The organism is Thermus brevis (assembly GCF_026427635.1).
Taxonomy (GTDB): Bacteria; Deinococcota; Deinococci; order Deinococcales; family Thermaceae; genus Thermus; species Thermus antranikianii.
In genome coordinates this window covers 1,068,471-1,089,756 of record NZ_CP102606.1, presented here as the reverse complement: position 1 = coordinate 1,089,756, position 21,286 = coordinate 1,068,471, and the positions used below count along the sequence as shown (strand labels likewise).

Sequence of the window (21,286 nt, the reverse complement as noted above, 5' to 3'; positions counted from 1 at the left end):
CTAGACTAAGGTCGTGGCCACGGTCCTTGTGGTGGAGGACGAGCCAGCGGTGCGGCTTGGGGTGCGGCTGGCCCTGGAAAAAGCCGGGCACAGGGTGCTGGAAGCCGCCACCTCCCAGGAAGCCTGGCCAAGGTTGCGGGAGGCGGAAGCCGTGGTCCTGGACTGGATGCTCCCCGACGAACCCGGCACCCGGCTCCTGGAGCGTATGCGTCAAGGAGCCTACCCCGAGCTTCCCGTCCTCATGCTCACCGCCCGGGCCGAGGTGCGGGATCGGGTGGAGGGGCTTTCCCGCGGGGCCGACGACTACCTGGTAAAACCCTTCGCCACCGAGGAGCTCTTGGCCCGCCTCGAGGCCCTCCTGCGGCGCGCGGGCAGGCGGAAGGTGCTCCGGCGCGGCCCCCTTCTCTTGGACCTGGAGCGCAAGGAGGCCAGCCTGGACGGCAAGCCCCTACCCTTAACCCGGCGGGAGTTTGAACTGCTGGCCTTCCTGGCCCAGCGCCCGGGCCGGGTCTACTCCCGGGAGGAACTTCTGGAAGCGGTCTGGGGCCAGGACTACCTGGGCACCCCAAGGACGGTGGACCAGCACGTGCTCCAGCTCCGGGAGAAGCTGGGCGAAGACCCCAAGGCCCCTCGCTTTCTGGAAACCGTGCGGGGCATGGGGTACCGCTTCAAGGTGGCCCCGCAAGAAACGAACCACGGTCCCAGCCAGACCAAGGGGGAAGGGTGAACGAACTTCTGGCCGAGGCCTGGGAGAAAGCCCTGGAGGGCCTGGTCCTTCACCGGGACAGGCAGGTCCTCTACCTGAACCCCAGGGCAGAGGAGCTTTTGGAGGTGAGCCGGGCAAAGGTGGTGGGCCGCCCCCTCCTCCTCGCCCTCCGGGACCACCGCCTCGAGGCCCTGGCCCTCCACGGGGGCGAGCGCACCCTGGAGGTGCGAAGCCGCACCCTGAGGGTGAGGGCCCTTCCCGGCAGGCTCTACCTCCTGGACGAAACGGAGCTAAACCGGCGCCTGGAGGCCCTGGAGGAAGCCACCCAGGCCCTGGCCCACGAGCTCCGCACCCCCCTGGCGGGGATGGGACCCCTCCTCGAGGCCCTCACCCCCAGGACCCCCCAGGAGAAGGAGGTGCTGGACCTCCTCAAGGGGGAGGTGGCCCGCCTATCCCGCTTGGTGCGGGACCTCTCCCTCACCCAACCGGGCCCCAAGCGCACCTTTCCCCTGGAGGAGCTCTGGCCCCGCCTGGAAAGGCTTCTTAGGGAGAAAATCCAGGAAAGGCAGGTGGAGGTCCACCTGCCCCACACCGCCCACACCGACCCCGAGGCCCTCTTCCAGATCCTCCTTAACCTTCTGGACAACGCCCTCAAGTACGGCCAAGATCCCATCCGCCTCCTCTCCCGGGAAGAGGGGGGGCGCCTTTTGCTGGAGGTGCGGGACCAAGGACCGGAACTTCCGGATTACGAACTCCTCTTCCTGCCCCGCCACCGGGGGTTCCAGGGAGGAGCCGGGCAGGGCCTGGGCCTCTACCTGGTGCGCCGGATCGCCCAGGGCCTGGGTGGGGAGGCCTACGCCCTGAGGGACGGAGCCGAGAACGTTTTTGGCGTGGCTCTTCCTCTAAACTGAGGCAAGGAGGCAGCATGCGCGAGGTACTGGACAAAGCCCTAAACGAACTGGTGGGGGAAACCCTGAGGATGCTCTCCCTGGTCCGGGAGATGACCCAAAAGGCCACGGAGGCCCTGGTGGAGGGGAACCGGGCCAAGGCGGAAGAGGTCATCGCCAAGGACCAGGAGGTGGATGCCCTGGAGCTGAAGATCGAGAACCAGGCCGTAGCCGTCATCGCCCGGCACCAGCCCGTGGCCTCGGACCTTCGGCTTATCTTCACCATCATCAAGGCCCTCACCGACCTGGAACGGGCCGGGGACTACGCCATGCACGTGGCCGAGGACGCCCTCCTTTTGGCGCAGGAACCCCCCCTTAAGCGCTACGTCACCCTCCCCGAGATGGGCAAGAGGCTTCTGGAGATGATGGACACCCTGGGCAAGGCGGTGGCCGAGCGGGACCCCGGGCTTGCCCGCAAGGTGGTGGAGATGGACGATCAGGTGGATGGCCTCTACGAGGAGGTGACCCGGGAGCTCATCACCTACATGCTGGAAGACCCCCGCACCATCACCAAGGCCCTCACCCTCATGCGGGTGGCCCGCAGCTACGAGCGCCTGGGGGACCACCTGGAAAACGTGGGGGAAAGGGTGATCTACTGGCTTACCGGCGAGGTCTACAAGACCCCTGAGGACGTCTACTAAGAGGGGCCGTGGCGCGCGAGACGCCCGGGTTAACCCCCAAGGAGCGGGCGGCCCTCACCGAGGCCGAGGTCCTGCGAACCCTAGAGGCCTTCCCGGAACCCGACCGCACCCTGGCCCTGAGGCTCCACACCCTCATCGAACGCTGGGCCCCGGGGCTTTCCCCAAGGTTGTGGTACGGCATGCCCGCCTACGCCTGGAAGGGCAAGGTCCTCTGCTTCTTCCAGCCCGCCCACAAGTTCAAGACCCACTACGCCACCCTGGGCTTCACCGATCTTGCCCAGCTGGACGAGGGTACCTTCTGGCCCGTGGCCTTTGCCGTGAAGGCCCTGGGCCAGGAAGAGGAGGAAAAGGTTCGGGAACTCCTGTGCAAGGCCCTGGGAGAGGGCCTCGAGGAAGCCTAGTCGGCCTCCACCTCCTCCACCGCCTGGCGGCGGCCTGCCTTCCACTCCAACCCCGCCCAGATGAAGTCCAGGAGGTCCCCGTCCAGGACGTTCTGGGGGTCAAAGCGCATGAGGCCCGTGCGGTGGTCCTTCACGTACTGCTTGTCCAGGACGTAGCTACGGATCTGGCTCCCCCACTCGATGGGCCGCACCTCGCCCCGAAGCTTCCTGAGTTCCTCCTGCTTCTTCTTCCACTCCAGCTCGTAAAGCCGGGAGCGGAGAACCTTCATGGCCAGCTCCTTGTTCTTGATCTGGCTCCGGGTGGTCTGGCAGGTGACGGTGATCCCCGTGGGCAGGTGCACGATGCGCACGGCGCTATCGGTGGTGTTCACCCCCTGGCCCCCGTGCCCCTGGGAGCGGAACACGTCGATGCGCAGGTCCTCGGGCCGGATGACCACCTCCACGGCGTCGTCCACCTCGGGCATCACCTCCACCCCGGCGAAGGAGGTGTGGCGGCGCCCCGAGGCGTCAAAGGGGGAGGGACGGACCAGGCGGTGAACCCCCGCCTCGGGGGCGAGGAGGCCATAGGCGTTCTCCCCCCGGACGATGATCTGGGCGTAGTCGATGCCCGCCTCCGCCCCGGGGGTCACGTCCACCACCTCCACCTGGAACCCCTGGCGCTCGGCGAAACGGGTGTACATCCGCAAAAGCATCTCCGCCCAGTCGCAGGCCTCCGTGCCCCCAGCCCCGGGCTGGATGGTGAGGATGGCGTTCTTCTCCGCATGGGGGAAGGAAAGAAGCGTCTCGTGGTAAAGGCTTTCCAGCTTCTTGGCCGCCTCCAGAAGCTCAGGCCTAAGGGCCTCCCGCTCCTCTGCGGGAAACTCCTGCCACAGCTCCAGGAGGCCCTCGAGGTCGCTCTCCAGGGAGCGGAAGGTATCCACCGTGCGCCGCAGGCGGGCGGCCTCCTGGCTTATCCGCCTAGCCTCCTCCGGGTTCTGCCAGAGGGCCGGGTCTTCCAGGCGTTTCTCCAGCTCCTTTAAACGGGCTTCCTTACCGGGGATGTCAAAGATACCCCCGGAGGCTTTCCAAGCGGCTGGCAAGAAGGTCCAGGTCCATACCCTTCCCAGTATACAGGCCTCAACTGGGGAGTACAAGAACCCTTCACATTCTGCTGCTCATATTTTATGCTAATCACGGAGGTGGGCTATGGCACCCAACGGGTTGGCGAGAGAAGTCCACATGCCCTTCCCCCAGGGCCATGCCCAACGCCTTCCCGGGCTAAGGCGCCCCCCAACCCTCCCCTTCCCATCCCCGGACCTCCGCACCCTCATGCGAACCCTGGCCCAGGAATACCGGGAGTTCGTGGGGAAAGGGGATGAGGAAGAGGAGGCCTGGAGCTTCCTCGCCGTCAAGCTCGGGGGAGACCGGGCGGTGGCCCGGGAGGTGTGGGAAGCCCTCCACCGAGCAGGCCTGGGGGGCAAGGGATATAGCCCCGAGGAACACCGGAACCAACTTTTCCTCCGCTTCCTCGAGGCCCTGCGCCTTTTCCCCTAGGGCCTATTCCCTTGACCCACTCAAAGCTCTTCCTATCCCGCTAAACCCCTAGGCCACTCAGTCGGCGGCCAGCGGGGCCAAGGGAACCTCGGCCAGGTTCACCCTGGCCCCTAAGGCCTTCAGGCGCTCCTCCAGGTGCTCATACCCCCGTTCGAGAAAGTAGACCCCTTCGATCTCGGAAACCCCCTCGGCGCTCAGGGCGGCCACCACCAGCCCTCCACCGGCGCGGATATCCAGGGCCTTCACCTGGGCCCCGTGCAACCGCTTCCCGTTCACCAGGAGGGTGCGGTCCCGCAGGTAAAGCTCGGCACCCATCCGGGCCAGCTCCCCCACATGGGTGAAGCGGTCCGGGTAAACCCGGTCGGTGATGGTGCTCTGCCCGGGAACCGTGGCCAGATAGGCGGTAACGATGGGCTGAAGATCCGTGGGGAAGCCGGGGTACTCCCGGGCCTCCACGAAGAAGGGCTTGGGATCCGGTACGGCCCAGAACCGCACCCAGTCCTTCCCCACCTCCACCCGGTGCCCGGACTGCTGAAGCTTATCCAAAAGGGCATCCAGGTGGTCGGGGCGCACCTCCCTTAGGGTGATGGACCCCCGGGTGGCCGCCGCCGCCAGGAGGTAGGTGCCAGCCTCTATGCGATCGGGGATAATGCGGTAAGTACCCCCGCCAAGCTGCCTGGCACCCCGGATGTGCAGGATGGGGCTACCCAGGCCGTGGACCTCCACCCCCAGCATCCGCAAGAAATGGCCCAGGTCCTCCACCTCCGGTTCCATGGCTGCCTGCACCACGGTGGCCTCGCCCCCAAGGGCCACCGCCAGCATGGCCTGCTCGGTTCCGCCCACCGTGGGCAGGTCGAAGACCACCCTCCCCGCCAGGGGACGGGTCCTTCGGGCGTAGAAGGTGTTCTCCTCCTCCACCACCTCGGCCCCCAGGGCCCGCAAGGCCTTCACGTGCTGGTCCACGGGCCTGGCCCCGAAGGCGCACCCCCCAGGCAGGGAGATCCGCCCCTTCCCCACCCGGGCAAGAAGGGCCCCCCAGACGATGAAGCTGGCCCGCATCTGCCCCACCAGCTCATAGGGGGCATGGGTGTTCCGGATCTCCGGGGTGTGCAGGTGGAGGGTGCGTCCTTCCCACTGGTAACGGGTGCCGAGGTGGGAAAGAAGCTCCAGCATCACCTCCACATCCCTCAGCCTGGGCACCTCCAGGAGGGTGATGGGCTCGGGGGTGAGAAGGCTTGCCGCCAGGATGGGCAAGGCGGCGTTTTTAGCCGGATAAACGCGCAACTCGCCGGAAAGGGGCTGGCCTCCCTCAATCCGCAAGATCCTGCTGCCCCGCCGCGAGTCCTTGAGCATCATACACACCTTACTCAAGGTGAGGATAAAAGGGACCATCCACATTGTCAAGGGCATGCGCTCTTTGCTACACTCTTCCAAGGGAAGGTATGCCCAAGAAGGAGAAGAAGCGGCTGCAGGTGGTTATCTCCGAGGAACAGGACGCCCTCCTCACCCGGGCAGCCTACGCCCTTTCCAGCCCCGAAAGGTTGGTTTCCAAGTCGGAGGTGGTGCGCCTGGCCATCGCCAAGATCGTGCAGGAGCTGGAGGGCAACAAGGAGGAGCTGGCCGAACTCCTGAAGCAGCTGGAGCCCGAGGAATAAAATGACGGGCATGGTCCTGGGCGGGCGGTACCGCCTCGAGGCCTCCTTGGGTTCCGGGGGCATGGCCGAGGTGTGGCGGGCGGTGGACGAGCGCCTGGGCCGCAAGGTGGCGGTGAAGCTCCTCCACCCCCGGGCCCTGCCCCCCGAGAGGGAGCGGTTTCTCCTGGAGGTGCGGGCTCTTTCCCGTCTCTTCCACCCCGGCATCGTCCAGGTGCTGGACCTGGGGGAGGTGGAGGGGCGCCCCTACTTCGTGATGGAGCTGGTGGAGGGGGGTACCTTTGACCGCCTCGGCCCCTTTGAGGAGGGCCCGGAAGGGGAGAGGATCCTCGAGGCGGCCATCCAGGTGATGGAAGCCCTGGCCCACCTTCACGCCCAGGGCATCCTTCACCGGGACCTCACCCCCAAAAACATCCTCCTCACCAAGGAGGGGCATCCCAAGGTCATGGACTTTGGCCTGGCCTACCTCTTACAGGAAAGCCGCCACCTGACCCGCACCGGGTACACCCTGGGCACCCCCACCTACATGGCCCCGGAACAGGCCAAGGGCCTGCCCCTTACCCCCCGGGCTGACCTCTACAGCTTGGGGGCGGTCCTCTACCGCACCCTCACCGGCAAACCCCCCTTCGAGGGAGAAAACGATCAGGCGATCCTCTTCCAGCACGTCTACGAGCCCCCTAAGCCTCCCCAGGCTTTGAACCCCACCATCCCTTCTGGGGTGGCGGAGGCAGTGCTTTCCCTTTTGGCCAAGCACCCGGAGGAAAGACCCTCCCACCCCAGCCTCTTCAAGAGCCCCCTGCAGGAGTTCCAGGCCCTTCGCCTTGCCACCCCCCGGGCCGGGTCCAGCCGCTCGGGCCACTACCCCCTGGCTCCCGACCCCCGCAGGCTTTCCCTGAAGGGGAAGGTGGACCTGGGAGGGGAGGCCGCCTGGCCCGGGGAGATGGTCTACGCCCACGGCCGGGTCTACCTGGGGGCGGGGCGGGGCCTGGTGGAGGTGGACCTCCTCTCGGGAACGGTACGCCGGGAAAACCTTCCCGAGGAGGTCACCGCTCCCCCGGTGGTGCGGGGTGGGGTATACGTGGCCGCCTGGGACGGCCGGGTACGCCGCCTCAAGGCCCATGCCCTGGAGTGGAGCGCCGACACGGGGGCAGAGATCACCGCCGCTCCCCTGGTCTTGGGGGAGCGGGTCTTCGTGGCCAGCCGGGACGGAAGCCTCTATGCCTTTGAGCGGGACCGCCTCCTCTACCGCTTCCAGGCGGGAGGCCATCTCTCCGCCAGCCCCACCTTCCACCGAGGCCTCCTTTTTCTGGCCTCGGAGGACGGGTTCCTCTACGCCCTGGACCCGGACACGGGCGCCTTGCGCTACAAGGTGAAAACCAGCCCCGTGCACGCTCCCGTGGCCGCTTACCGGGGGGTGCTCTTCATCCCCACCTGGGAGGGGGAGGTCTACGCCTTTGACCCCTTGAGCCGGGAAACCCTCTGGAACACCGCCGTGGAGGGCGAGATCTGGGGCGGGCTGGCCCTGGACGAGGAACGGGTCTATGTGGCCGCCTGGGACGGGGTTTTAAGGGCCCTGGACCAGGCCACGGGGGAGGAGGTGTGGAGCCTCGAGGTGGGCAAGGTGACGGCTGGCCTTTCCTATGCTGCCGGGCACGTGTACGTGGCCACGGAGGAGGGGCGTTTCCTGGCGGTGGACCAAAGGGGCCAGGTGGTCTTTGAAGCCACGGGCCTGGGGGCGGTGCAGGTACCGCCTCTGCCCCTGGCCCAGGAGATCCTGGTGGCTAACCTGGCGGGGAAGCTCTTCCGCTTTGGCGTAGGATAGGAGCATGGAAGCGGTGAGCACGGACAAAGCCCCCCAGGCCATCGGCCCCTACTCCCAGGCGGTGCGGGCCGGGGGGCTGGTCTTCGTTTCCGGTCAGATTCCCCTGAAGCCCGACGGTACCCTGGTGGAGGGGGATATCCGCGCCCAGACGGAGCAGGTCATGGAGAACCTGCAGGCCATCCTGGAGGCCGCAGGCTCCAGCCTTTCCCGGGTGGTTCAAACCACCTGCTTCCTTTTGGACATGGAGGACTTTCCCCTTTTTAACGAGGTTTACGCCCGCTATTTCTCGCCCCCCTACCCGGCCCGGGCCACGGTGGCGGTGAAGGTCTTGCCCAGGGGGGTCCGGGTGGAGGTGGCCTGCATCGCCCTGGCGGATTAAGGCATGAGGGCAAAAAAGCGTAAAATATCGGCATGACGGTCCAGGAAAGCCAAGCGGAAGAACTTCTCCACCGCTTTCGCCAAGGGGATGTGCGGGCCCTGGCCCGGGCCCTCACCCTGGTGGAATCGGGACACCCTGTGGGGCAGGAGCTCCTTAAGCGCCTGCGGGGACAGGCCCGGGCCAAGGTGGTGGGCATCACGGGAAGCCCGGGAGCCGGCAAGAGCACCCTCACCGACCGCTTGATCCTGGAGGCCAGGAAGCGGGGGGAGCGGGTAGGGGTCTTGGCGGTGGACCCCTCCAGCCCCTTCACCGGGGGGGCCATCCTGGGGGACCGGATCCGCATGATGCGCCACCACCAGGACCCGGGGGTCTACATCCGCTCCCTGGCTTCCAGAGGAGCCCTGGGGGGCCTGGCGGGGGCCACGGTGGCCGCCTTGGCCCTTCTGGAGGCCTTCGGCTTTGACCGCATCTTCGTGGAAACCGTGGGGGTGGGGCAAAGCGAGGTGGACATCGCCCGGGTGGCGGACACCACCCTTCTCGTCCTCACCCCAGCGGCGGGGGATGCGGTGCAGGCCTTCAAGGCCGGGGTCATGGAGATCGCCGACCTCTTCGCCGTGAACAAGTTTGACCTACCCGGCGGCGAGAGGATCATCCAGGAGCTGAAAAGCGCTCTGGAGCTGGCGCCTCCCCGGCCCGGGGGATGGCACCCTCCCATCTACCCCACGGTGGCGGCCACCGGGGAAGGGGTGGAGGCCCTCTTTGAGGGGCTGGAGGCCCATTACCAGCACCTCGTGGCCCACGGGCTCCTCGAGGCTCACCGCCTGGAACGGGCCCGTTTTGAGGTGGAAAGCGTCATCCAGGAATGGGGGCGGAAGAGGACCCAAGGCGCAGGCGACCTGGTAGCCCGGGTAGCCCGGGGGGAGCTTTCCCCGGAGGAAGCTGCCTTGGCCCTCCTGGACCCCAAGACCCACCCCTAGGCCCCAGGCTCCGGGGAGGAATCCTGCCGGGAGGGACGCCAGCGGGCCAGGGCCTTTAAGAGCATCTCCCGCTCGTTGGGATAGGAAAGGCGCTCCAGGGCCTCCGAGGCAGGCAGGAAAAAGGCCTCCTCCACCTCGGTGAGCTGGGGCCTGGGTTCGCCCCCGCGGTAGGCCATGAGAAAGTAGTGCACCTCCTTGCTCACCGTGACCGGTTCTCCTCCGTTCCGCACGGTGAAGTAGTAGCGCACCTTGCCCAAGGGGGAAACCACCGCTGCCTCCACCCCGGTTTCCTCCCGCACCTCCCGCACCGCCGTCTCCGGGTAACGCTCCCCGGGTTCCACCTGCCCCTTGGGAAGGGTCACCACCCGTCCGCCCTTCAGGGACACTACCAATACCTCGGGAACCCTTCCCCGAAGGACCACGCCCCCGGCGGACACCACCCGCCTCCTGGCCACCCGGACCTGACGCTTCCTCCGCACGCTGTTCCGCCTCCTGGCAACAAAAAAGGGCGCCCGAAGGCGCCCCCAAAGGACCTCAAAAAGGGGAGAGCAAGAGGCTTGAAGGCTCCTTAGAAAGGAGGTGATCCAGCCGCACCTTCCGGTACAGCTACCTTGTTACGACTTCGCCCCAGTCACGAGCCCTACCCTCGGCGCCTGCCCTAAGGCTCCCGGCGACTTCGGGTAGAACCCGCTCCCATGGCGTGACGGGCGGTGTGTACAAGGCCCGGGAACGTATTCACCGCGGCATGGCTGATCCGCGATTACTAGCGATTCCGGCTTCATGGGGTCGGGTTGCAGACCCCAATCCGAACTACGCCCACCTTTTTGCGATTCGCTCCCCATCACTGGGTCGCCTCGCTCTGTAGTGGGCATTGTAGCACGTGTGTCGCCCAGGCCGTAAGGGCCATGATGACCAGACGTCGTCCCCGCCTTCCTCCCGCTTTCGCAGGCAGTCCCCTTAGAGTGCCCGGCTCAACCCGCTGGCAACTAAGGGCAGGGGTTGCGCTCGTTGCGGGACTTAACCCAACATCTCACGACACGAGCTGACGACGGCCATGCAGCACCTGTGCTAGGGCTCCCTCGCGGGCACCCCAGGCTTTCACCTAGGTCCCCTAGCATGTCAAGGCCTGGTAAGGTTCTTCGCGTTGCTTCGAATTAAACCACATGCTCCACCGCTTGTGCGGGCCCCCGTCAATTCCTTTGAGTTTCAGCCTTGCGGCCGTACTCCCCAGGCGGCGCGCTTATCGCGTTGGCTTCGGCCCCCAGGTAAACCCCAAAGACCTAGCGCGCATCGTTTAGGGCGTGGACTACCCGGGTATCTAATCCGGTTTGCTCCCCACGCTCTCGCGCCTCAGCGTCAGAAATGAGCCAGGTGGCTGCCTTCGCCATCGGCGTTCCTCCCGGTATCTGCGCATTTCACCGCTACTCCGGGAATTCCACCACCCTCTCCCACCCTCTAGCCTGAGCGTATCCCACGCTCCTCCACGGTTGAGCCGTGGCCTTTCACATGGGACGCCCCAGGCCGCCTACACGCCCTTTACGCCCAGTAAATCCGGGTAACGCTCGCGCCCTCCGTATTACCGCGGCTGCTGGCACGGAGTTGGCCGGCGCTATTACCTGGGTACCGTCATCCCCCTATCCGGGGCTTTCGTCCCCAGTTCAGGAGTTTACACCCCGAAGGGCTTCCTCCTCCAAGCGGCGTCGCTCCGTCAGACTTCCGTCCATTGCGGAAGATTCCTAACTGCTGCCTCCCGTAGGAGTGGGGCCCGTGTCTCAGTGCCCCTGTGGCCGGCCATCCTCTCAGACCGGCTACCCGTCGTCGCCTTGGTGGGCTCTTACCCCACCAACTAGCTGATGGGACGCGGGCCCATCCGGAAGCGGGCTATCCACCCTTTAGTCCTGCCCCACAGGACAGGACCACATGGCGGATTAGCCTGGGTTTCCCCAGGTTGTCCGCCTCTTCCAGGTAGGTCACCCACGCGTTACTCACCCGTCCGCCGCTGGGCAGGTATAAACCCGCCCCGCTCGACTTGCATGTCTTAGGCACGCCGCCAGCGTTCACCCTGAGCCAGGATCAAACTCTCCAATAAAATTAACGCCCGAAGGCGTTATTGGCTTCTTGGTGTTAGCCTCTGCTCTCCCCTTTTCAAGATCCCCCTGCTTGGGCTTTCGCCCGCGCAGCAAAAGCTATGCTATCAAGCCCCCTCCTTCTTGTCAACACCCCCCAGGCGCCGGATCTCTTCGATGAAGCGCTCCACGGAATCAAACTCCCGGTATACGGAGGCGAAGCGGATGTAGGCCACGTGGTCCAGATCCCGTAAAAAGGCCATGGCCTTCAGGCCGATCTCTTCGGAGGTGATCTCCGGGCCCGTCACCTGGTCCTCAAAGGTGTAGGCGAAGCGGCGGAGAACCTCCGGGTCCACGGGGCGTTTTTCGCACGCCAGGAGAAGCCCCCTCAGGAGCTTATCGGGGTTGAAGGGTTCCCTTCGACCGTCCCGCTTCACCACCATCAAAGGCTCCAGCTGGGTGCGCTCGTAGGTGGTGAAGCGGCGGCCGCAGGCTGGGCACTCCCGGCGGCGGCGGATGGCCGCCCCCTCGTCGGAGGGGCGGGAGTCCACCACCCGGGTGTCAGGATGACCGCAGTAAGGGCACTTCATGGCACTTCCCTAAGGAGCTCGTAGATCTCGGGGGACGGGGGAGGCTCGGGAAGCTCCACCTCCAGCACCACTCCGCGGACCCCTTCGGAAACCATGGAACCCAGGCCCAGGGCCGCCCGGACCAAGGCTTGGTCGTAGGCTTCGGAAACCGGGTCCCGGGAGGGCACCACCCCGTTCACCCGCACCCCGGGAAAGGTCCGGGTGACCCCCTCGATGAGCCCTTCCACCGCCCGGCGCACGGAAAGGGTATGGGGCTCTATGCGCACCGCCGGCGGCAGCACCAAGGTGACGAATCCACCCCCTGCCAGGTGGCGCAGACCCTGCTGGAGCACATACAGGCTGGACTTCACATCCTGGCTCATGAGGTCGTACCACTCCCCTTCCAGAAGCTCCACGAAGGGGGTCTTGCTCTCAGCGGTGGTCACGTGGACGATGCCGTCCAATAGCCCAAAAAGCTCTTCCACCTTTTCAAAGGTGCTGGTCACATCCAAAACCACGCTCATATCACCCCGGATGGGGATGGCCGTGGCCCCCAAGGCCTCCACTTCCGAGGCCACGCTGGTGGCCAGCTCCACGTCGGGATCCACGGCGATAACCGTGGCCCCGTTGCGCCCGTAGCCGTGGGCGATGGCCCGGCCGAAGCCCCTGCCGGCCCCGGTTACCATAACGATCCGCCCCTCGAGGCCCAAGATATCCCGTGACATCAGGCCCATTGTACGGGAAAATGAGGACATGGCCCGCATCCGCGTGGAAGAAGGGGACATCACCGAGTTCCGGGGGGATGCCATCGTCAACGCCGCCAACAACTACCTGAAGCTGGGCGCCGGGGTGGCGGGGGCCATCCTCAGGAAAGGAGGCCCCTCCATCCAGGAGGAATGCGATCGGATCGGGAAGATCCGGGTGGGGGAAGCTGCGGTCACGGGGGCGGGGAACCTGGGGGTGCGCTACGTGATCCACGCCGCCGTCCTGGGGGATGAGCCCGCCAGCTTGGAAAGCGTGCGCCAGGCCACCCGAAGCGCCCTGGAAAAGGCCGTGGAGCTAGGCCTAAGGACCGTGGCCTTTCCCCTTCTGGGCACCGGGGTGGGAGGGCTTCCCGTGGACCAGGTGGCCCAGGTGATGCTGGAGGAGATCAAGAAGGCCCCGGATACCCTCGAGGTCACCCTCTACGGCTACCGCAAGGAGGACGCCGAGGCCATCCGGAAAGCCCTTTGAGGCTACGCCTTAAACATGCGAGGGCGCTAGGGGGAACCTTCCTCCTGGGGTGGCGGGGGAGCCTCCTCCCGCCCAGAGGGAGGGGTGCTTCCGGGAGCGGCTGGGGCGGTTACCTTGGGGAAGTAATCCTTGGCCAGGGCCTCGAGGTCCTGGGCATCCACCTTGCCATCCCCATTGCCATCCCCTTTTAGGTCCTTCCCCTCCTTGCCCCAGTTCTGGGCCAGTTGCAGGAGGTCGGCAAAGGGCCTGCCCCGCTTCAAGGCCTCCCCCAGGAGCTTCCCTTCCTTGTCGTAGAAAACCACCCGGGGGGAAAACCTGGGGGTAAGGGCCTTCTGTGGGGTGAGGAGGAGGCGGAAGACCTCCTGGTCCTTTAGGGGTTTGGCGAAGGCCACATCCAGGCGCAAAAGCCCTGCCTCCGCATCGTAATCCAGGAGGTAGACGGGGCTCGCCACCTTCAGGCTGGCAAGATCCGGGCTCAGATCCTTTAGGGGAAGCTCCAGCTGGAAGCCCAGGGCCTCCCGCACCTCCACCCGGCCCAAGAGCAAAAAGGGACCCTCCACCTGGGCCGGCGGGGCCACCAGGGTAAGCCTGGGCGGGGGTGGGTCGGACACCGCGAGGGTAAGCCGCTGGACCCGGCTGTTCTTGGCCCCGTCCTCCACGGTGAGGGTAAGGGGGAACTGGCCCTTCTCCCTGGGTACCCCGGTGATCCGCCCGCCCTGGAAGGCAAGGCCCTGGGGGAGTTTGCCCTCGAGGCTAAAGGTGTAGGGCCGCACCCCACCTTCGGCGCTGAAGGTGGCGGTGTAGGCCTCCCCCAGGTAGGCGGGAGGAAGGCTGGTGCTGGTGAGGCGCAGGGGTTCCATTCCCGCCCCCGTGGGGTCTTGGGTGCCACAGGCGGCCAGGAGGAGGAAGAGGGGCCAGAGCTTCCGCATGGGTCCAGTCTAGCGGGTATAGTTGAAGGCATGATTAAGCCGGACTGGTGGATCCGGGAGATGGCCAAAAAGGGAATGATCGAGCCCTTTGAGGAAAGGCTGGTGCGGGAAGGGGTGATCAGCTACGGGCTTTCCAGCTTCGGCTACGACCTCCGCGCCGCCCCGGAGTGGAAGATCTTCACCAACGTCTTTTCCACGGTGGTGGATCCCAAGGGCTTTGACCCCAAAAGCTTCGTGGAGTACGAGGGCGAGGAGGTCATCATTCCCCCCAACTCCTTCGCCCTCACCCGGAGTATCGAGTACATTCGGATGCCGGAGAACGTGATCGCCATTGCCCTGGGCAAAAGCACCTACGCCCGTTGCGGCATCGTGGCCAACGTAACCCCTTTAGAACCTGGCTGGGAAGGGCACGTCACCCTGGAGATCTCCAACACCACCCCCCTGCCCGCCAAGGTCTACGCCAACGAGGGCATCGTGCAGATCATCTTCCTCGAGGGCCCGCGGCCCGAAACCACCTATAAGGACCGCCGGGGCAAGTACCAAGGGCAGAAGGGCATCACCCTGCCCCGGGTGTAGGCTATGAAGGTGCGCCTCCTCTTCCTCGCCTTCCTTCTCCTCCTGGGCGCCTGCAAGGGTGAGAGCATGCGACCCCTTCCCTACCTTTCGGAAACACCGGTCCGATCCTTCAAGGCACCCCAAAAGGTGCTGGAAGACGGCAAGGATTACTACGCCCGCCTGAGGACCACCAAGGGGGATATTCTTCTGGACCTCCTGGAGAAGGAGGCCCCCAACACGGTGAACTCCTTCGTCTTCCTGGCCCTCCACCGCTTCTTTGAAGGGGTAGTGTGGCACCGGGTCATCCCGGGCTTCGTGGCCCAGACGGGGGATCCCACGGGCACCGGCCGGGGTGGGCCCGGGTATAGCTTCGGGTTGGAGATCACTCCCGGCCTAGCCTTCGACCGGGAAGGCATGGTGGGCATGGCCCGCACCCAGGACCCCAACTCCAACGGCAGCCAGTTCTTCATCACCCTGGCCCCCACCCCCCACCTCACCGGGCAGTACACCCTCTTCGCCAAGGTGGTGGAGGGCATGGAGGTGGTAAGGCGCCTTGCCCCCACGGAGGGCCCAGGCGCCACGGGGGAACGGGACAAGATCCTCAGCGTGGAGATCCTGGTCAAGGAATGATCCCCGAAGGCACCCGTTTTCTGCTTCCCCCCGAGGCCCGGCTTAAGGCCGAGCTTATGGCCCGGCTACGGGATCTCTTCCTCCGCCACGGGTATGAGCCCGTGGAACTCCCGGCCCTCGAGGTCTATGACCCCTCCCATCCCCTGGCGGAACGGGCCTTCAAGCTGGTGGACAAAACCGGGGAGGTCTTGGCCCTTAGGAGCGAGTTCACCACCCTTCTGGCCAAACTCCTAAGGCCCCACCTGGGGGAAGGGGTGGCCCGCTTCCAGTACGCCGGGGCCCTTTGGCTTAGGGAAGGGGATGCGGAACTCGGCCGCTACCGGGAGTACACCCAGGTGGGGCTGGAACTCATCGGGGCCACGGGCCCCCTGGCGGATGCCGAGATCCTCTCCCTGGCCTTTTCCGCCCTCGAGGCCCTGGGCCTGGAAGGGGAGGTGGAGGTGGGCCTCCCCAGCCTGGTGGGGGAGGTGCTCAAGGCCTCGGGCCTGCCGGAGGAGGCCCGCAAGGAAGCCCAGAGGGCCATCCATCGCAAGAACCTACCCGAGCTCACCGAGCTCCTCTCCCGCCACCCGGTCTCCCCTGAGGCCCGGCGCACCCTCCTGGCCCTCCCCGACCTCTACGGGGGCATGGAGGTGCTGGCCGAGGCCAAGAGCCTCCCCCTCCCCGAAAGAGCCAGGAAGGCCCTGGAGGATCTGGAAAAGACCCTGGAACTTCTGGAAAGGCCCGTGCTTTTGGACCTGGGCATGGCCCGGCGCTACGAGTACTACTCTGGGGTCTTCTTCCGCGCCTACACCCCGGGGTTCGGCCTGCCCCTTTTAGGAGGCGGCCGGTACGACGGGGCCCTCCTCCCCAGGGCGGCGGGGTTCGCCATAGGGGTAGAGCGGGCCCTGGAGGCCCTAAAACCCCCCAGGGTGGACGTAAGCCCCGAGGTTTTGGCCCTGGACCTGAAGGCCCTTCGCCGCTTCGCCCGGGAGAAGCGGGTGGAGCTCTTCCACGGGGAAGATCCCGTGGCCTACGCCAAGGCCCGGGGCATTCCCTACCTGGCCCAAGGGGAGCGCATCTTTAAGGTGGAGGAGGCATGAAGCGCTTTGCCCTCACCATTGCCCTGCCCAAGGGACGAATGTTTCAGGAGGCCTACGAGGCCTTAAGGAAAGCGGGGCTGGAACTCCCTTCCATAGAGAACCAGCGGGCCCTCCTCCACGGCAAGGAAGGAGGGATCGCCCTCCTGGAGCTTCGCAACAAGGATGTGCCCGTGTATGTGGACCTGGGGATCGCCGAGGTGGGGGTGGTGGGCAAGGATGTGCTTTTGGACTCGGGCCGGGACCTTTTCGAGCCGGTGGACCTGGGCTTCGGAGCCTGCCGCCTTTCCCTCATCCGGCGCCCCGGCGACACCTCCCCCATCCGGCGCATCGCCACCAAGTATCCCCTCTTCACCACCCGGCTCCTGAAGGAACGGGGCTGGGTGGCGGATGTGGTGGAGCTATCCGGAAACATCGAGCTGGCCGCGGTCACGGGCCTGGCGGATGCGGTGGTGGACGTGGTCCAGACCGGGGCCACCCTTAGGGCGGCGGGCCTTGTGGAGGTGGAGGTCCTGGCCCACTCCACCGCCCGCCTCATCGTGAACCGGCAGGCCCTCAAGCTTAAACGCTCGCTTTTAAAGCCCCTGATCGCTAAGCTGAGAAACCGTGACGGAGGCCCGTAGACGCCGCATAGAGGAGGTCCTAAGGAGGCGCCAACCCGACCTCACCGTTTTGCTGGAAAACGTGCACAAACCCCACAACCTCTCGGCCATCCTGAGGAGCTGCGATGCAGTGGGGGTCCTCGAGGCCCATGCGGTGAACCCCACCGGGGGCGTGCCCACCTTCAACGAGACCAGCGGGGGAAGCCACAAATGGGTCTACCTGCGGGTGCACCCCGACATCCAGACGGCCATCGGCCACCTGAGGGAGCGGGGCTTTCGGATCTACGCCACCGCCTTGCGGGAGGATGCCCAAGACTTCCGGGAGGTGGACTACACCCAGCCCACCGCCATCCTCCTGGGAGCGGAGAAATGGGGGGTTTCCGAGGAGGCCCTGGCCCTTTCCCATGGAGCCATAAAGATCCCCATGCTGGGCATGGTGCAGAGCCTGAACGTGAGCGTGGCGGCGGCGGTGATCCTCTTTGAGGCCCAAAGGCAAAGGTTAAAGGCGGGGCTTTACGAGCATCCCCGCCTGGACCCAGAGCTTTACCAAAGGGTCCTCGAGGACTGGCTCAGGAAGTGACGTAGGTAAGCCAGCCCTCGTACTCGGGCCGCAAGCCCCTGGCGGCCTCTAGGTAGACCTCCCGTAGCCTCAGGGCAATGGGCCCGGCGGTACCCGAGCCAATGGGCCGCCAGTCGATCATGGAAACCGGGGTCACCTCGGCGGCAGTGCCGGTCATGAAGACCTCGTCGGCCATGTAGAGCTGGTCCCGGGTGGCCCGCACCACCTGGACCTCGTACCCTAGGTCCCTAGCGATGTGGATCACGGAATCCCGGGTGATCCCCTCCAGGTTCACCGAGTGCTCGAGGGCATAGATCACCCCGTCCCGCACGAAGAAGAGGTTCTCCCCGCTGCCCTCGGCCACATACCCCTCCTCGTCCAAAAGGAGCGCCTCGTCGGCCCCGGCCGCCACCGCCTCCATCTTGGCCAGGGCCGAGTTCACGTAGTTCCCTCCCACCTTGGCCTTGCCCGGCATCACGTTGGCGGGGAAGCGGGCCCAGGAGCTGGTGATGAGCTTGGCCCCTTTGCGCACCGCCTCCTCCCCCAGGTAGGCCCCCCACTCCCAGGCGGCCACCATCACCTCGGCGGGGTTGTTGGGCAGGGGGTTCACCCCCAAGGCCTTGGCCCCCATCCAGGCCAGGGGGCGGATGTAGCAGCTTTTGTAGCCGTTTCGCCGCACCACCTCCTTGATGGCCTCCTCGATCTCCTCCGGGGTGAAGGGGATCTCCATGCGCAGGACCTTGGCGGAGTTGAAAAAGCGCCGCACGTGCTCCTTTAGGCGGAAGATGGCCGCACCCTTGGGGGTTTCGTAGGCCCGTATACCCTCAAAGACGCTGGTCCCGTAGTGCAGGGCATGGCTTAGAACGCTGGTCTTGGCCTCCTCCTGGGGCAGAAGGGCCCCGTTCATCCAGATGAGACCGGCTTTGATATGAACATCCCCACCTTTAGCCTCGGGCTTCACCATGGCGAACCTCCGCCCCCATCATAACGCTTTTCCGCCCCTAGCCCTTTAACCGTAGCTCTTGGAAAACCCCCTTGGCCTCCTCCCCCAGGGCCCGGGCCACAGGTGCCTTGAGGCTTCCCTCCCGCAAAAGAAGATAGACGGTCCGCCCCGCCCCTGGGGGGCTTAGGGGCCTTAGGTGGATGCGCTTAGCCCGGGGAAGGGTCCATAGGGCCACCTCGGGCAGAAGGGTAAGCCCCCCCACCTCCTCTACCAAAAGGATCAGGGTTTCCAGATCCCCGCTTTGGAACTCCACCCTGCGCCTTTCCAGGCTGGGGCGGCAGACGGAAAGGACCTGGTCCCGGAAACAGTGGCCCTCCGAAAGGATCCAGGTGTCCTCGAGGGGGATCTCCAAGGGGTGGAGGCTCTCCCTGGCATAAAGGGGGTGCCCCGGGGAGATGTAGGCCAGAAACTCCTCGGAAAAAAGGGGAAGGCTCTGCACCCCCGGTGCACGCTCCTCCGTACCCACCAACCCCGCATCCAACCGGCCCTCCACCAGCCCCTGAAGGATGGCCGGGGTGAGCTCCTCCTGCACCGAGACCTCGAGGCCCGGATACCTTTCCAGCAACCGGGGCAAAAGCCTTGGCAGAAGATAAGGGGCCAGGGTGGGGATGACCCCCACGCGGAAAGGACCTTGGAAGACCCCCTCCTCCCCCCGGGCGATGGCCTTGACCCTGGCCACCTCCTCCAGCACCCGGCGGGCCTGGGCCGCCACCCTTTCCCCCACCTCCGTGGGCTTCCCCTGCCTGCGGTCAAAGAGCTTGACCCCAAGCTCCTCCTCCAGCTTGCGGATCTGCACGCTGAGGGCAGGCTGGGTGAGGTAGACCCGCTCCGCCGCCCGGGTAAAGCTCCTCTCCTCCACCAAGGCCACCAGGTAGCGTATCTGCTCCAGGGTCATAAGTCCAATTTATCCCGACAACCAGTGAGATGTATTGGACTTATGCGTGGATCCCCCCTAAGGTGAGAACTGCCTGGCCTTGCCAGGCAGGAGGTGACGAGGATGTTCCTGAGAATAGACCGCCTGCAGATCGAACTCCCCATGCCCAAGGAGCAGGACCCCAACGCCGCCGCCGCGGTACAGGCCCTACTGGGAGGGCGCTTCGGGGAAATGTCCACCCTGATGAACTACATGTACCAGTCCTTCAACTTCCGGGGGAAGAAGGCCCTTAAGCCCTACTACGACCTCATCGCCAACATCGCCACCGAGGAGCTGGGCCACATCGAGCTGGTGGCCGCCACCATCAACAGCCTCCTGGCCAAGAACCCGGGGAAGGACCTCGAGGAAGGCGTGGACCCGGTGGCCGCCCCCCTGGGCTTCGCTAAGGACGCCCGCAACGCCGCCCACTTCATCGCCGGCGGGGCCAACAGCCTGGTGATGGGAGCCATGGGGGAGCACTGGCACGGGGAGTACGTGTTCACCAGCGGCAACCTTATTCTGGACCTTCTCCATAACTTCTTCCTCGAGGTGGCCGCCCGCACCCACAAGCTCCGGGTCTACGAGATGACGGATAACCCCGTGGCCCGCGAGATGATCGGCTACCTCCTGGTGCGGGGTGGGGTGCACGCCGCTGCCTACGGCAAGGCCTTAGAAAGCCTCACCGGGGTGGAGATGACCAGGATGCTCCCCATCCCCCGCATCGACAACAGCAAGATCCCCGAGGCCAAGAAGTACATGGACCTGGGCTTCCACAGGAACCTCTACCGCTTTAGCCCCTCCGACTACCAGGACCTGGGGCTCATCTGGTCCGGCCCCTCCCCGGAGGACGGCAGCCAGGTAAGGGTGGTGGACGGCCCCCCCGAAGGCGGCCCCGTCTTTGACCCCGGCCACGACGCCGCCGAGTTTGCCCCCGAGTTCCATCCGGGCGAGCTCTACGAGATCGCCCAGAAGCTTTACGAGAAGGCCAAGTAGGCGGGTTCTGCCCGGCTGGGCCTCTTAGCCCAGTCGGCCCTAGAGCGCCCCATACCTCCCCCCGGGTAGGGCCTGGGCCAGCCCCTTAAGCTCCAGCAGGGTGAGAAGGGAAAGCACCTTTTCCGCAGGAACCCCCAAGGCCTGGGCCAGGTCCTCGGGTAGGGCTTCCCCTTGCCTAAGGAGGGCGTAAAGCCCCTCCTCCTCCTGGGAAAGCTCCACCGCCTTTTTGGGCTTCCTGGAAAATCCCAGGTAGGAAAGAACGTCCTCCGCGGAGAGCACCGGATAGGCTCCATCCTGGATGAGGCGGTTGGTCCCCAAGGAGTTCGCATCCGTGGGACGGCCCGGCACCGCCAAAACCTCCTTGCCCAGTTCCAGGGCATACCGGGCGGTGATGAGGGCTCCGGATTCCATGGGGGCCTCCACCACGATCACCGCCCGCACCAGCCCCGCAATGATGCGGTTTCTTCTCGGGAAAAACTCCGGCTTGGGTCCGGTGCCGAAGGGGAACTCGGAAACCAGGGCCACCTTCCGGGCCAGCTCCCGGTGCTCGGGAGGATAGATGCGGTCCAAGGCACTTCCCAAAACCCCCAGGGTGGACCCACCTCCCTCCAGGGCCCCCAGGTGGGCCTCCCGGTCCACCCCCCTGGCCAGGCCGGAAACCACGCAAAGCCCGGCCTCGGAAAGCTCCCGGGCAAGTTTGCGGGTGAAGGAAAGCGCCCAGGTGGAGGCTTTCCTGGTGCCCACGATGGCCACCGCCTTCCCCTCCCCCGGAAGATCCCCTTGCACATAGAGGTGGGTGGGAGGTTGGGGAAGCCTCCTAAGCCCCTCGGGAAAGGCCTCTTCCCAAAGCCCCAGAATCCGAGCCCCCAGGGCCTCCGCCCGCTCCCTTTCCCGCCTGGCCTGCCCTTCCGCCTGGGGAAGCTCGGTTGCCGCCTGGGGAAAGCGTTCTTTTAAGGAAAGAAGGGGGTTTTCCTCTGCCAAAAGCTCAAGAAGCCGCTTAGGCCCGATGCCGGGAAGCAGGGCCAGGGCCAAGGGATCCACGGGTTTAGAGTATACTGAAACATCTGGGTCACGGGCGGAGCCTGTATCCCGGAGTC

25 protein-coding genes and 1 rRNA gene are annotated in these 21,286 nt (G+C 65.7%); 16 read left to right on the top strand and 10 right to left on the bottom strand.

The features are described from left to right. The first annotated feature begins 13 nt into the window (after nt 1-13). The 4 genes from KQ693_RS06220 to KQ693_RS06205 are packed head-to-tail and all read left to right on the top strand — an operon-like array spanning nt 14 to nt 2,695. Nucleotides 14-727, top strand: a complete 714-nt coding sequence (locus KQ693_RS06220; RefSeq protein ID WP_267262274.1) for a response regulator transcription factor — start codon at nt 14-16, stop codon at nt 725-727. After that, nucleotides 724-1,617 carry a sensor histidine kinase gene (locus KQ693_RS06215; protein WP_267262273.1) on the top strand — a complete coding sequence of 298 codons (894 nt, stop codon included), beginning with the start codon at nt 724-726 and terminating at the stop codon, nt 1,615-1,617. Before KQ693_RS06220 ends, KQ693_RS06215 begins: the two co-directional genes overlap by 4 nt. 14 nt (nt 1,618-1,631) lie before the next feature. After that, on the top strand, nt 1,632-2,294 hold the full coding sequence (phoU, locus tag KQ693_RS06210; protein WP_015716570.1) for a phosphate signaling complex protein PhoU: 663 nt from the start codon (nt 1,632-1,634) through the stop codon (nt 2,292-2,294). A gap of 8 nt (nt 2,295-2,302) precedes the next feature. Continuing rightward, nucleotides 2,303-2,695 (top strand): DUF1801 domain-containing protein, encoded by a 393-nt coding sequence (locus KQ693_RS06205; RefSeq protein ID WP_267262272.1) that lies wholly within the window; start codon nt 2,303-2,305, stop codon nt 2,693-2,695. Here the strand turns inward: KQ693_RS06205 and prfB are convergent. Beyond that, a protein-coding gene (gene prfB, locus KQ693_RS06200; RefSeq protein WP_267262271.1) for a peptide chain release factor 2 occupies nt 2,692-3,790 on the bottom strand; the annotation gives its coding sequence in 2 pieces (ribosomal slippage) (nt 2,692-3,738 and nt 3,740-3,790; 1,098 coding nt in all). The genes KQ693_RS06205 and prfB overlap by 4 nt on opposite strands. 90 nt (nt 3,791-3,880) lie before the next feature. Between prfB and KQ693_RS06195 the strand changes: the two genes are divergently transcribed. Beyond that, nucleotides 3,881-4,228, top strand: coding sequence for a hypothetical protein (locus KQ693_RS06195; RefSeq protein ID WP_267262270.1), 348 nt, complete (start codon nt 3,881-3,883; stop codon nt 4,226-4,228). A 57-nt stretch (nt 4,229-4,285) separates the two neighbouring features. Here the strand turns inward: KQ693_RS06195 and murA are convergent, their stop codons facing one another. Then, the gene (gene murA, locus KQ693_RS06190; protein ID WP_267262269.1) at nt 4,286-5,584 is read right to left on the bottom strand and encodes a UDP-N-acetylglucosamine 1-carboxyvinyltransferase; all 1,299 of its coding nucleotides are present in this window, start codon (nt 5,582-5,584) and stop codon (nt 4,286-4,288) included. 86 nt (nt 5,585-5,670) lie between these two features. Here murA and KQ693_RS06185 point away from each other — a divergent pair, with 86 nt between their 5' ends. From KQ693_RS06185 to meaB, 4 genes are read left to right on the top strand one after another with little or no spacing between them, the layout of a single operon-like run. Then, complete coding sequence (locus tag KQ693_RS06185) at nt 5,671-5,883, top strand: hypothetical protein (RefSeq protein WP_015716565.1); 213 nt, start codon at nt 5,671-5,673, stop codon at nt 5,881-5,883. 1 nt (nt 5,884) lies between these two features. Continuing rightward, complete coding sequence (locus KQ693_RS06180; RefSeq protein WP_267262268.1) at nt 5,885-7,702, top strand: protein kinase domain-containing protein; 1,818 nt, start codon at nt 5,885-5,887, stop codon at nt 7,700-7,702. Between the two features lie 4 nt (nt 7,703-7,706). Next, a complete protein-coding gene (locus KQ693_RS06175; protein WP_267262267.1) occupies nt 7,707-8,081 on the top strand; it encodes a RidA family protein in 375 nt (124 codons plus the stop codon). Between the two features lie 32 nt (nt 8,082-8,113). After that, nucleotides 8,114-9,058: a methylmalonyl Co-A mutase-associated GTPase MeaB gene (meaB, locus tag KQ693_RS06170; protein ID WP_267262266.1), complete on the top strand. Its 945-nt coding sequence runs from the start codon at nt 8,114-8,116 to the stop codon at nt 9,056-9,058. Here the strand turns inward: meaB and KQ693_RS06165 are convergent. From KQ693_RS06165 to KQ693_RS06150, 4 genes are all read right to left on the bottom strand, one after another. Beyond that, nucleotides 9,055-9,537, bottom strand: a complete 483-nt coding sequence (locus KQ693_RS06165; RefSeq protein WP_267262265.1) for an NUDIX hydrolase — start codon at nt 9,535-9,537, stop codon at nt 9,055-9,057. The genes meaB and KQ693_RS06165 overlap by 4 nt on opposite strands. Before the next feature lie 93 nt (nt 9,538-9,630). Then, nucleotides 9,631-11,147, bottom strand: a 16S ribosomal RNA gene (locus KQ693_RS06160). A gap of 105 nt (nt 11,148-11,252) precedes the next feature. Then, a complete protein-coding gene (gene nrdR / locus KQ693_RS06155) occupies nt 11,253-11,714 on the bottom strand; it encodes a transcriptional regulator NrdR (protein ID WP_028494308.1) in 462 nt (153 codons plus the stop codon). Further along, nucleotides 11,711-12,418 carry an SDR family NAD(P)-dependent oxidoreductase gene (locus tag KQ693_RS06150; RefSeq protein ID WP_026329073.1) on the bottom strand — a complete coding sequence of 236 codons (708 nt, stop codon included), beginning with the start codon at nt 12,416-12,418 and terminating at the stop codon, nt 11,711-11,713. The genes nrdR and KQ693_RS06150 overlap by 4 nt, the downstream gene beginning before the upstream one ends. A gap of 28 nt (nt 12,419-12,446) precedes the next feature. Here KQ693_RS06150 and KQ693_RS06145 point away from each other — a divergent pair, with 28 nt between their 5' ends. Then, nucleotides 12,447-12,926, top strand: coding sequence for a macro domain-containing protein (locus KQ693_RS06145; RefSeq protein ID WP_015716558.1), 480 nt, complete (start codon nt 12,447-12,449; stop codon nt 12,924-12,926). Nucleotides 12,927-12,952: 26 nt separating this feature from the next. Here the strand turns inward: KQ693_RS06145 and KQ693_RS06140 are convergent, their stop codons facing one another. Beyond that, on the bottom strand, nt 12,953-13,855 hold the full coding sequence (locus KQ693_RS06140; RefSeq protein WP_267262264.1) for a putative Ig domain-containing protein: 903 nt from the start codon (nt 13,853-13,855) through the stop codon (nt 12,953-12,955). A gap of 30 nt (nt 13,856-13,885) precedes the next feature. Between KQ693_RS06140 and dcd the strand changes: the two genes are divergently transcribed. Genes dcd through trmH form a run of 5 tightly spaced genes read left to right on the top strand, consistent with a single transcriptional unit; the run spans nt 13,886 to nt 17,301 of the window. Continuing rightward, the gene (gene dcd, locus KQ693_RS06135) at nt 13,886-14,431 is read left to right on the top strand and encodes a dCTP deaminase (protein ID WP_015716556.1); all 546 of its coding nucleotides are present in this window, start codon (nt 13,886-13,888) and stop codon (nt 14,429-14,431) included. Nucleotides 14,432-14,434: 3 nt separating this feature from the next. Next, nucleotides 14,435-15,040 (top strand): peptidylprolyl isomerase, encoded by a 606-nt coding sequence (locus tag KQ693_RS06130; RefSeq protein WP_267262263.1) that lies wholly within the window; start codon nt 14,435-14,437, stop codon nt 15,038-15,040. Continuing rightward, nucleotides 15,037-16,122: an ATP phosphoribosyltransferase regulatory subunit gene (locus KQ693_RS06125; protein ID WP_267262262.1), complete on the top strand. Its 1,086-nt coding sequence runs from the start codon at nt 15,037-15,039 to the stop codon at nt 16,120-16,122. Before KQ693_RS06130 ends, KQ693_RS06125 begins: the two co-directional genes overlap by 4 nt. Beyond that, nucleotides 16,119-16,742, top strand: coding sequence for an ATP phosphoribosyltransferase (hisG, locus tag KQ693_RS06120; RefSeq protein WP_267262261.1), 624 nt, complete (start codon nt 16,119-16,121; stop codon nt 16,740-16,742). Before KQ693_RS06125 ends, hisG begins: the two co-directional genes overlap by 4 nt. After that, the gene (trmH, locus tag KQ693_RS06115) at nt 16,726-17,301 is read left to right on the top strand and encodes a tRNA (guanosine(18)-2'-O)-methyltransferase TrmH (RefSeq protein ID WP_267262260.1); all 576 of its coding nucleotides are present in this window, start codon (nt 16,726-16,728) and stop codon (nt 17,299-17,301) included. Before hisG ends, trmH begins: the two co-directional genes overlap by 17 nt. Here the strand turns inward: trmH and KQ693_RS06110 are convergent. Together KQ693_RS06110 and KQ693_RS06105 are read right to left on the bottom strand one after the other, a co-directional pair. Next, on the bottom strand, nt 17,291-18,244 hold the full coding sequence (locus tag KQ693_RS06110; RefSeq protein ID WP_219759984.1) for a branched-chain amino acid transaminase: 954 nt from the start codon (nt 18,242-18,244) through the stop codon (nt 17,291-17,293). The two genes, trmH and KQ693_RS06110, sit on opposite strands and share 11 nt — an antisense overlap. A gap of 37 nt (nt 18,245-18,281) precedes the next feature. Further along, entirely contained in the window at nt 18,282-19,178 is an 897-nt protein-coding gene (locus KQ693_RS06105; RefSeq protein ID WP_219759985.1) for a LysR family transcriptional regulator, read from the bottom strand. 102 nt (nt 19,179-19,280) lie between these two features. Between KQ693_RS06105 and KQ693_RS06100 the strand changes: the two genes are divergently transcribed. Then, on the top strand, nt 19,281-20,189 hold the full coding sequence (locus tag KQ693_RS06100; protein WP_219759986.1) for a manganese catalase family protein: 909 nt from the start codon (nt 19,281-19,283) through the stop codon (nt 20,187-20,189). Between the two features lie 39 nt (nt 20,190-20,228). Here the strand turns inward: KQ693_RS06100 and dprA are convergent, their stop codons facing one another. Beyond that, nucleotides 20,229-21,230, bottom strand: coding sequence for a DNA-processing protein DprA (gene dprA / locus KQ693_RS06095; protein WP_219759987.1), 1,002 nt, complete (start codon nt 21,228-21,230; stop codon nt 20,229-20,231). Nucleotides 21,231-21,286: the final 56 nt, after the last annotated feature.

What these genes read in the sequence shown, in the direction of transcription:
- phoU (WP_015716570.1), top strand. Translation starts at nt 1,632, where the DNA reads ATGCGCGAGGTACTGGACAAAGCCCTAAACGAACTGGTGGGGGAAACC.
- KQ693_RS06195 (WP_267262270.1), top strand. Translation starts at nt 3,881, where the DNA reads ATGGCACCCAACGGGTTGGCGAGAGAAGTCCACATGCCCTTCCCCCAG.
- murA (WP_267262269.1), bottom strand. Translation starts at nt 5,584, where the DNA reads ATGATGCTCAAGGACTCGCGGCGGGGCAGCAGGATCTTGCGGATTGAG.
- KQ693_RS06185 (WP_015716565.1), top strand. Translation starts at nt 5,671, where the DNA reads ATGCCCAAGAAGGAGAAGAAGCGGCTGCAGGTGGTTATCTCCGAGGAA.
- KQ693_RS06180 (WP_267262268.1), top strand. Translation starts at nt 5,885, where the DNA reads ATGACGGGCATGGTCCTGGGCGGGCGGTACCGCCTCGAGGCCTCCTTG.
- KQ693_RS06175 (WP_267262267.1), top strand. Translation starts at nt 7,707, where the DNA reads ATGGAAGCGGTGAGCACGGACAAAGCCCCCCAGGCCATCGGCCCCTAC.
- meaB (WP_267262266.1), top strand. Translation starts at nt 8,114, where the DNA reads ATGACGGTCCAGGAAAGCCAAGCGGAAGAACTTCTCCACCGCTTTCGC.
- nrdR (WP_028494308.1), bottom strand. Translation starts at nt 11,714, where the DNA reads ATGAAGTGCCCTTACTGCGGTCATCCTGACACCCGGGTGGTGGACTCC.
- KQ693_RS06150 (WP_026329073.1), bottom strand. Translation starts at nt 12,418, where the DNA reads ATGTCACGGGATATCTTGGGCCTCGAGGGGCGGATCGTTATGGTAACC.
- KQ693_RS06145 (WP_015716558.1), top strand. Translation starts at nt 12,447, where the DNA reads ATGGCCCGCATCCGCGTGGAAGAAGGGGACATCACCGAGTTCCGGGGG.
- KQ693_RS06140 (WP_267262264.1), bottom strand. Translation starts at nt 13,855, where the DNA reads ATGCGGAAGCTCTGGCCCCTCTTCCTCCTCCTGGCCGCCTGTGGCACC.
- dcd (WP_015716556.1), top strand. Translation starts at nt 13,886, where the DNA reads ATGATTAAGCCGGACTGGTGGATCCGGGAGATGGCCAAAAAGGGAATG.
- KQ693_RS06130 (WP_267262263.1), top strand. Translation starts at nt 14,435, where the DNA reads ATGAAGGTGCGCCTCCTCTTCCTCGCCTTCCTTCTCCTCCTGGGCGCC.
- KQ693_RS06125 (WP_267262262.1), top strand. Translation starts at nt 15,037, where the DNA reads ATGATCCCCGAAGGCACCCGTTTTCTGCTTCCCCCCGAGGCCCGGCTT.
- hisG (WP_267262261.1), top strand. Translation starts at nt 16,119, where the DNA reads ATGAAGCGCTTTGCCCTCACCATTGCCCTGCCCAAGGGACGAATGTTT.
- KQ693_RS06110 (WP_219759984.1), bottom strand. Translation starts at nt 18,244, where the DNA reads ATGGTGAAGCCCGAGGCTAAAGGTGGGGATGTTCATATCAAAGCCGGT.
- KQ693_RS06105 (WP_219759985.1), bottom strand. Translation starts at nt 19,178, where the DNA reads ATGACCCTGGAGCAGATACGCTACCTGGTGGCCTTGGTGGAGGAGAGG.
- KQ693_RS06100 (WP_219759986.1), top strand. Translation starts at nt 19,281, where the DNA reads ATGTTCCTGAGAATAGACCGCCTGCAGATCGAACTCCCCATGCCCAAG.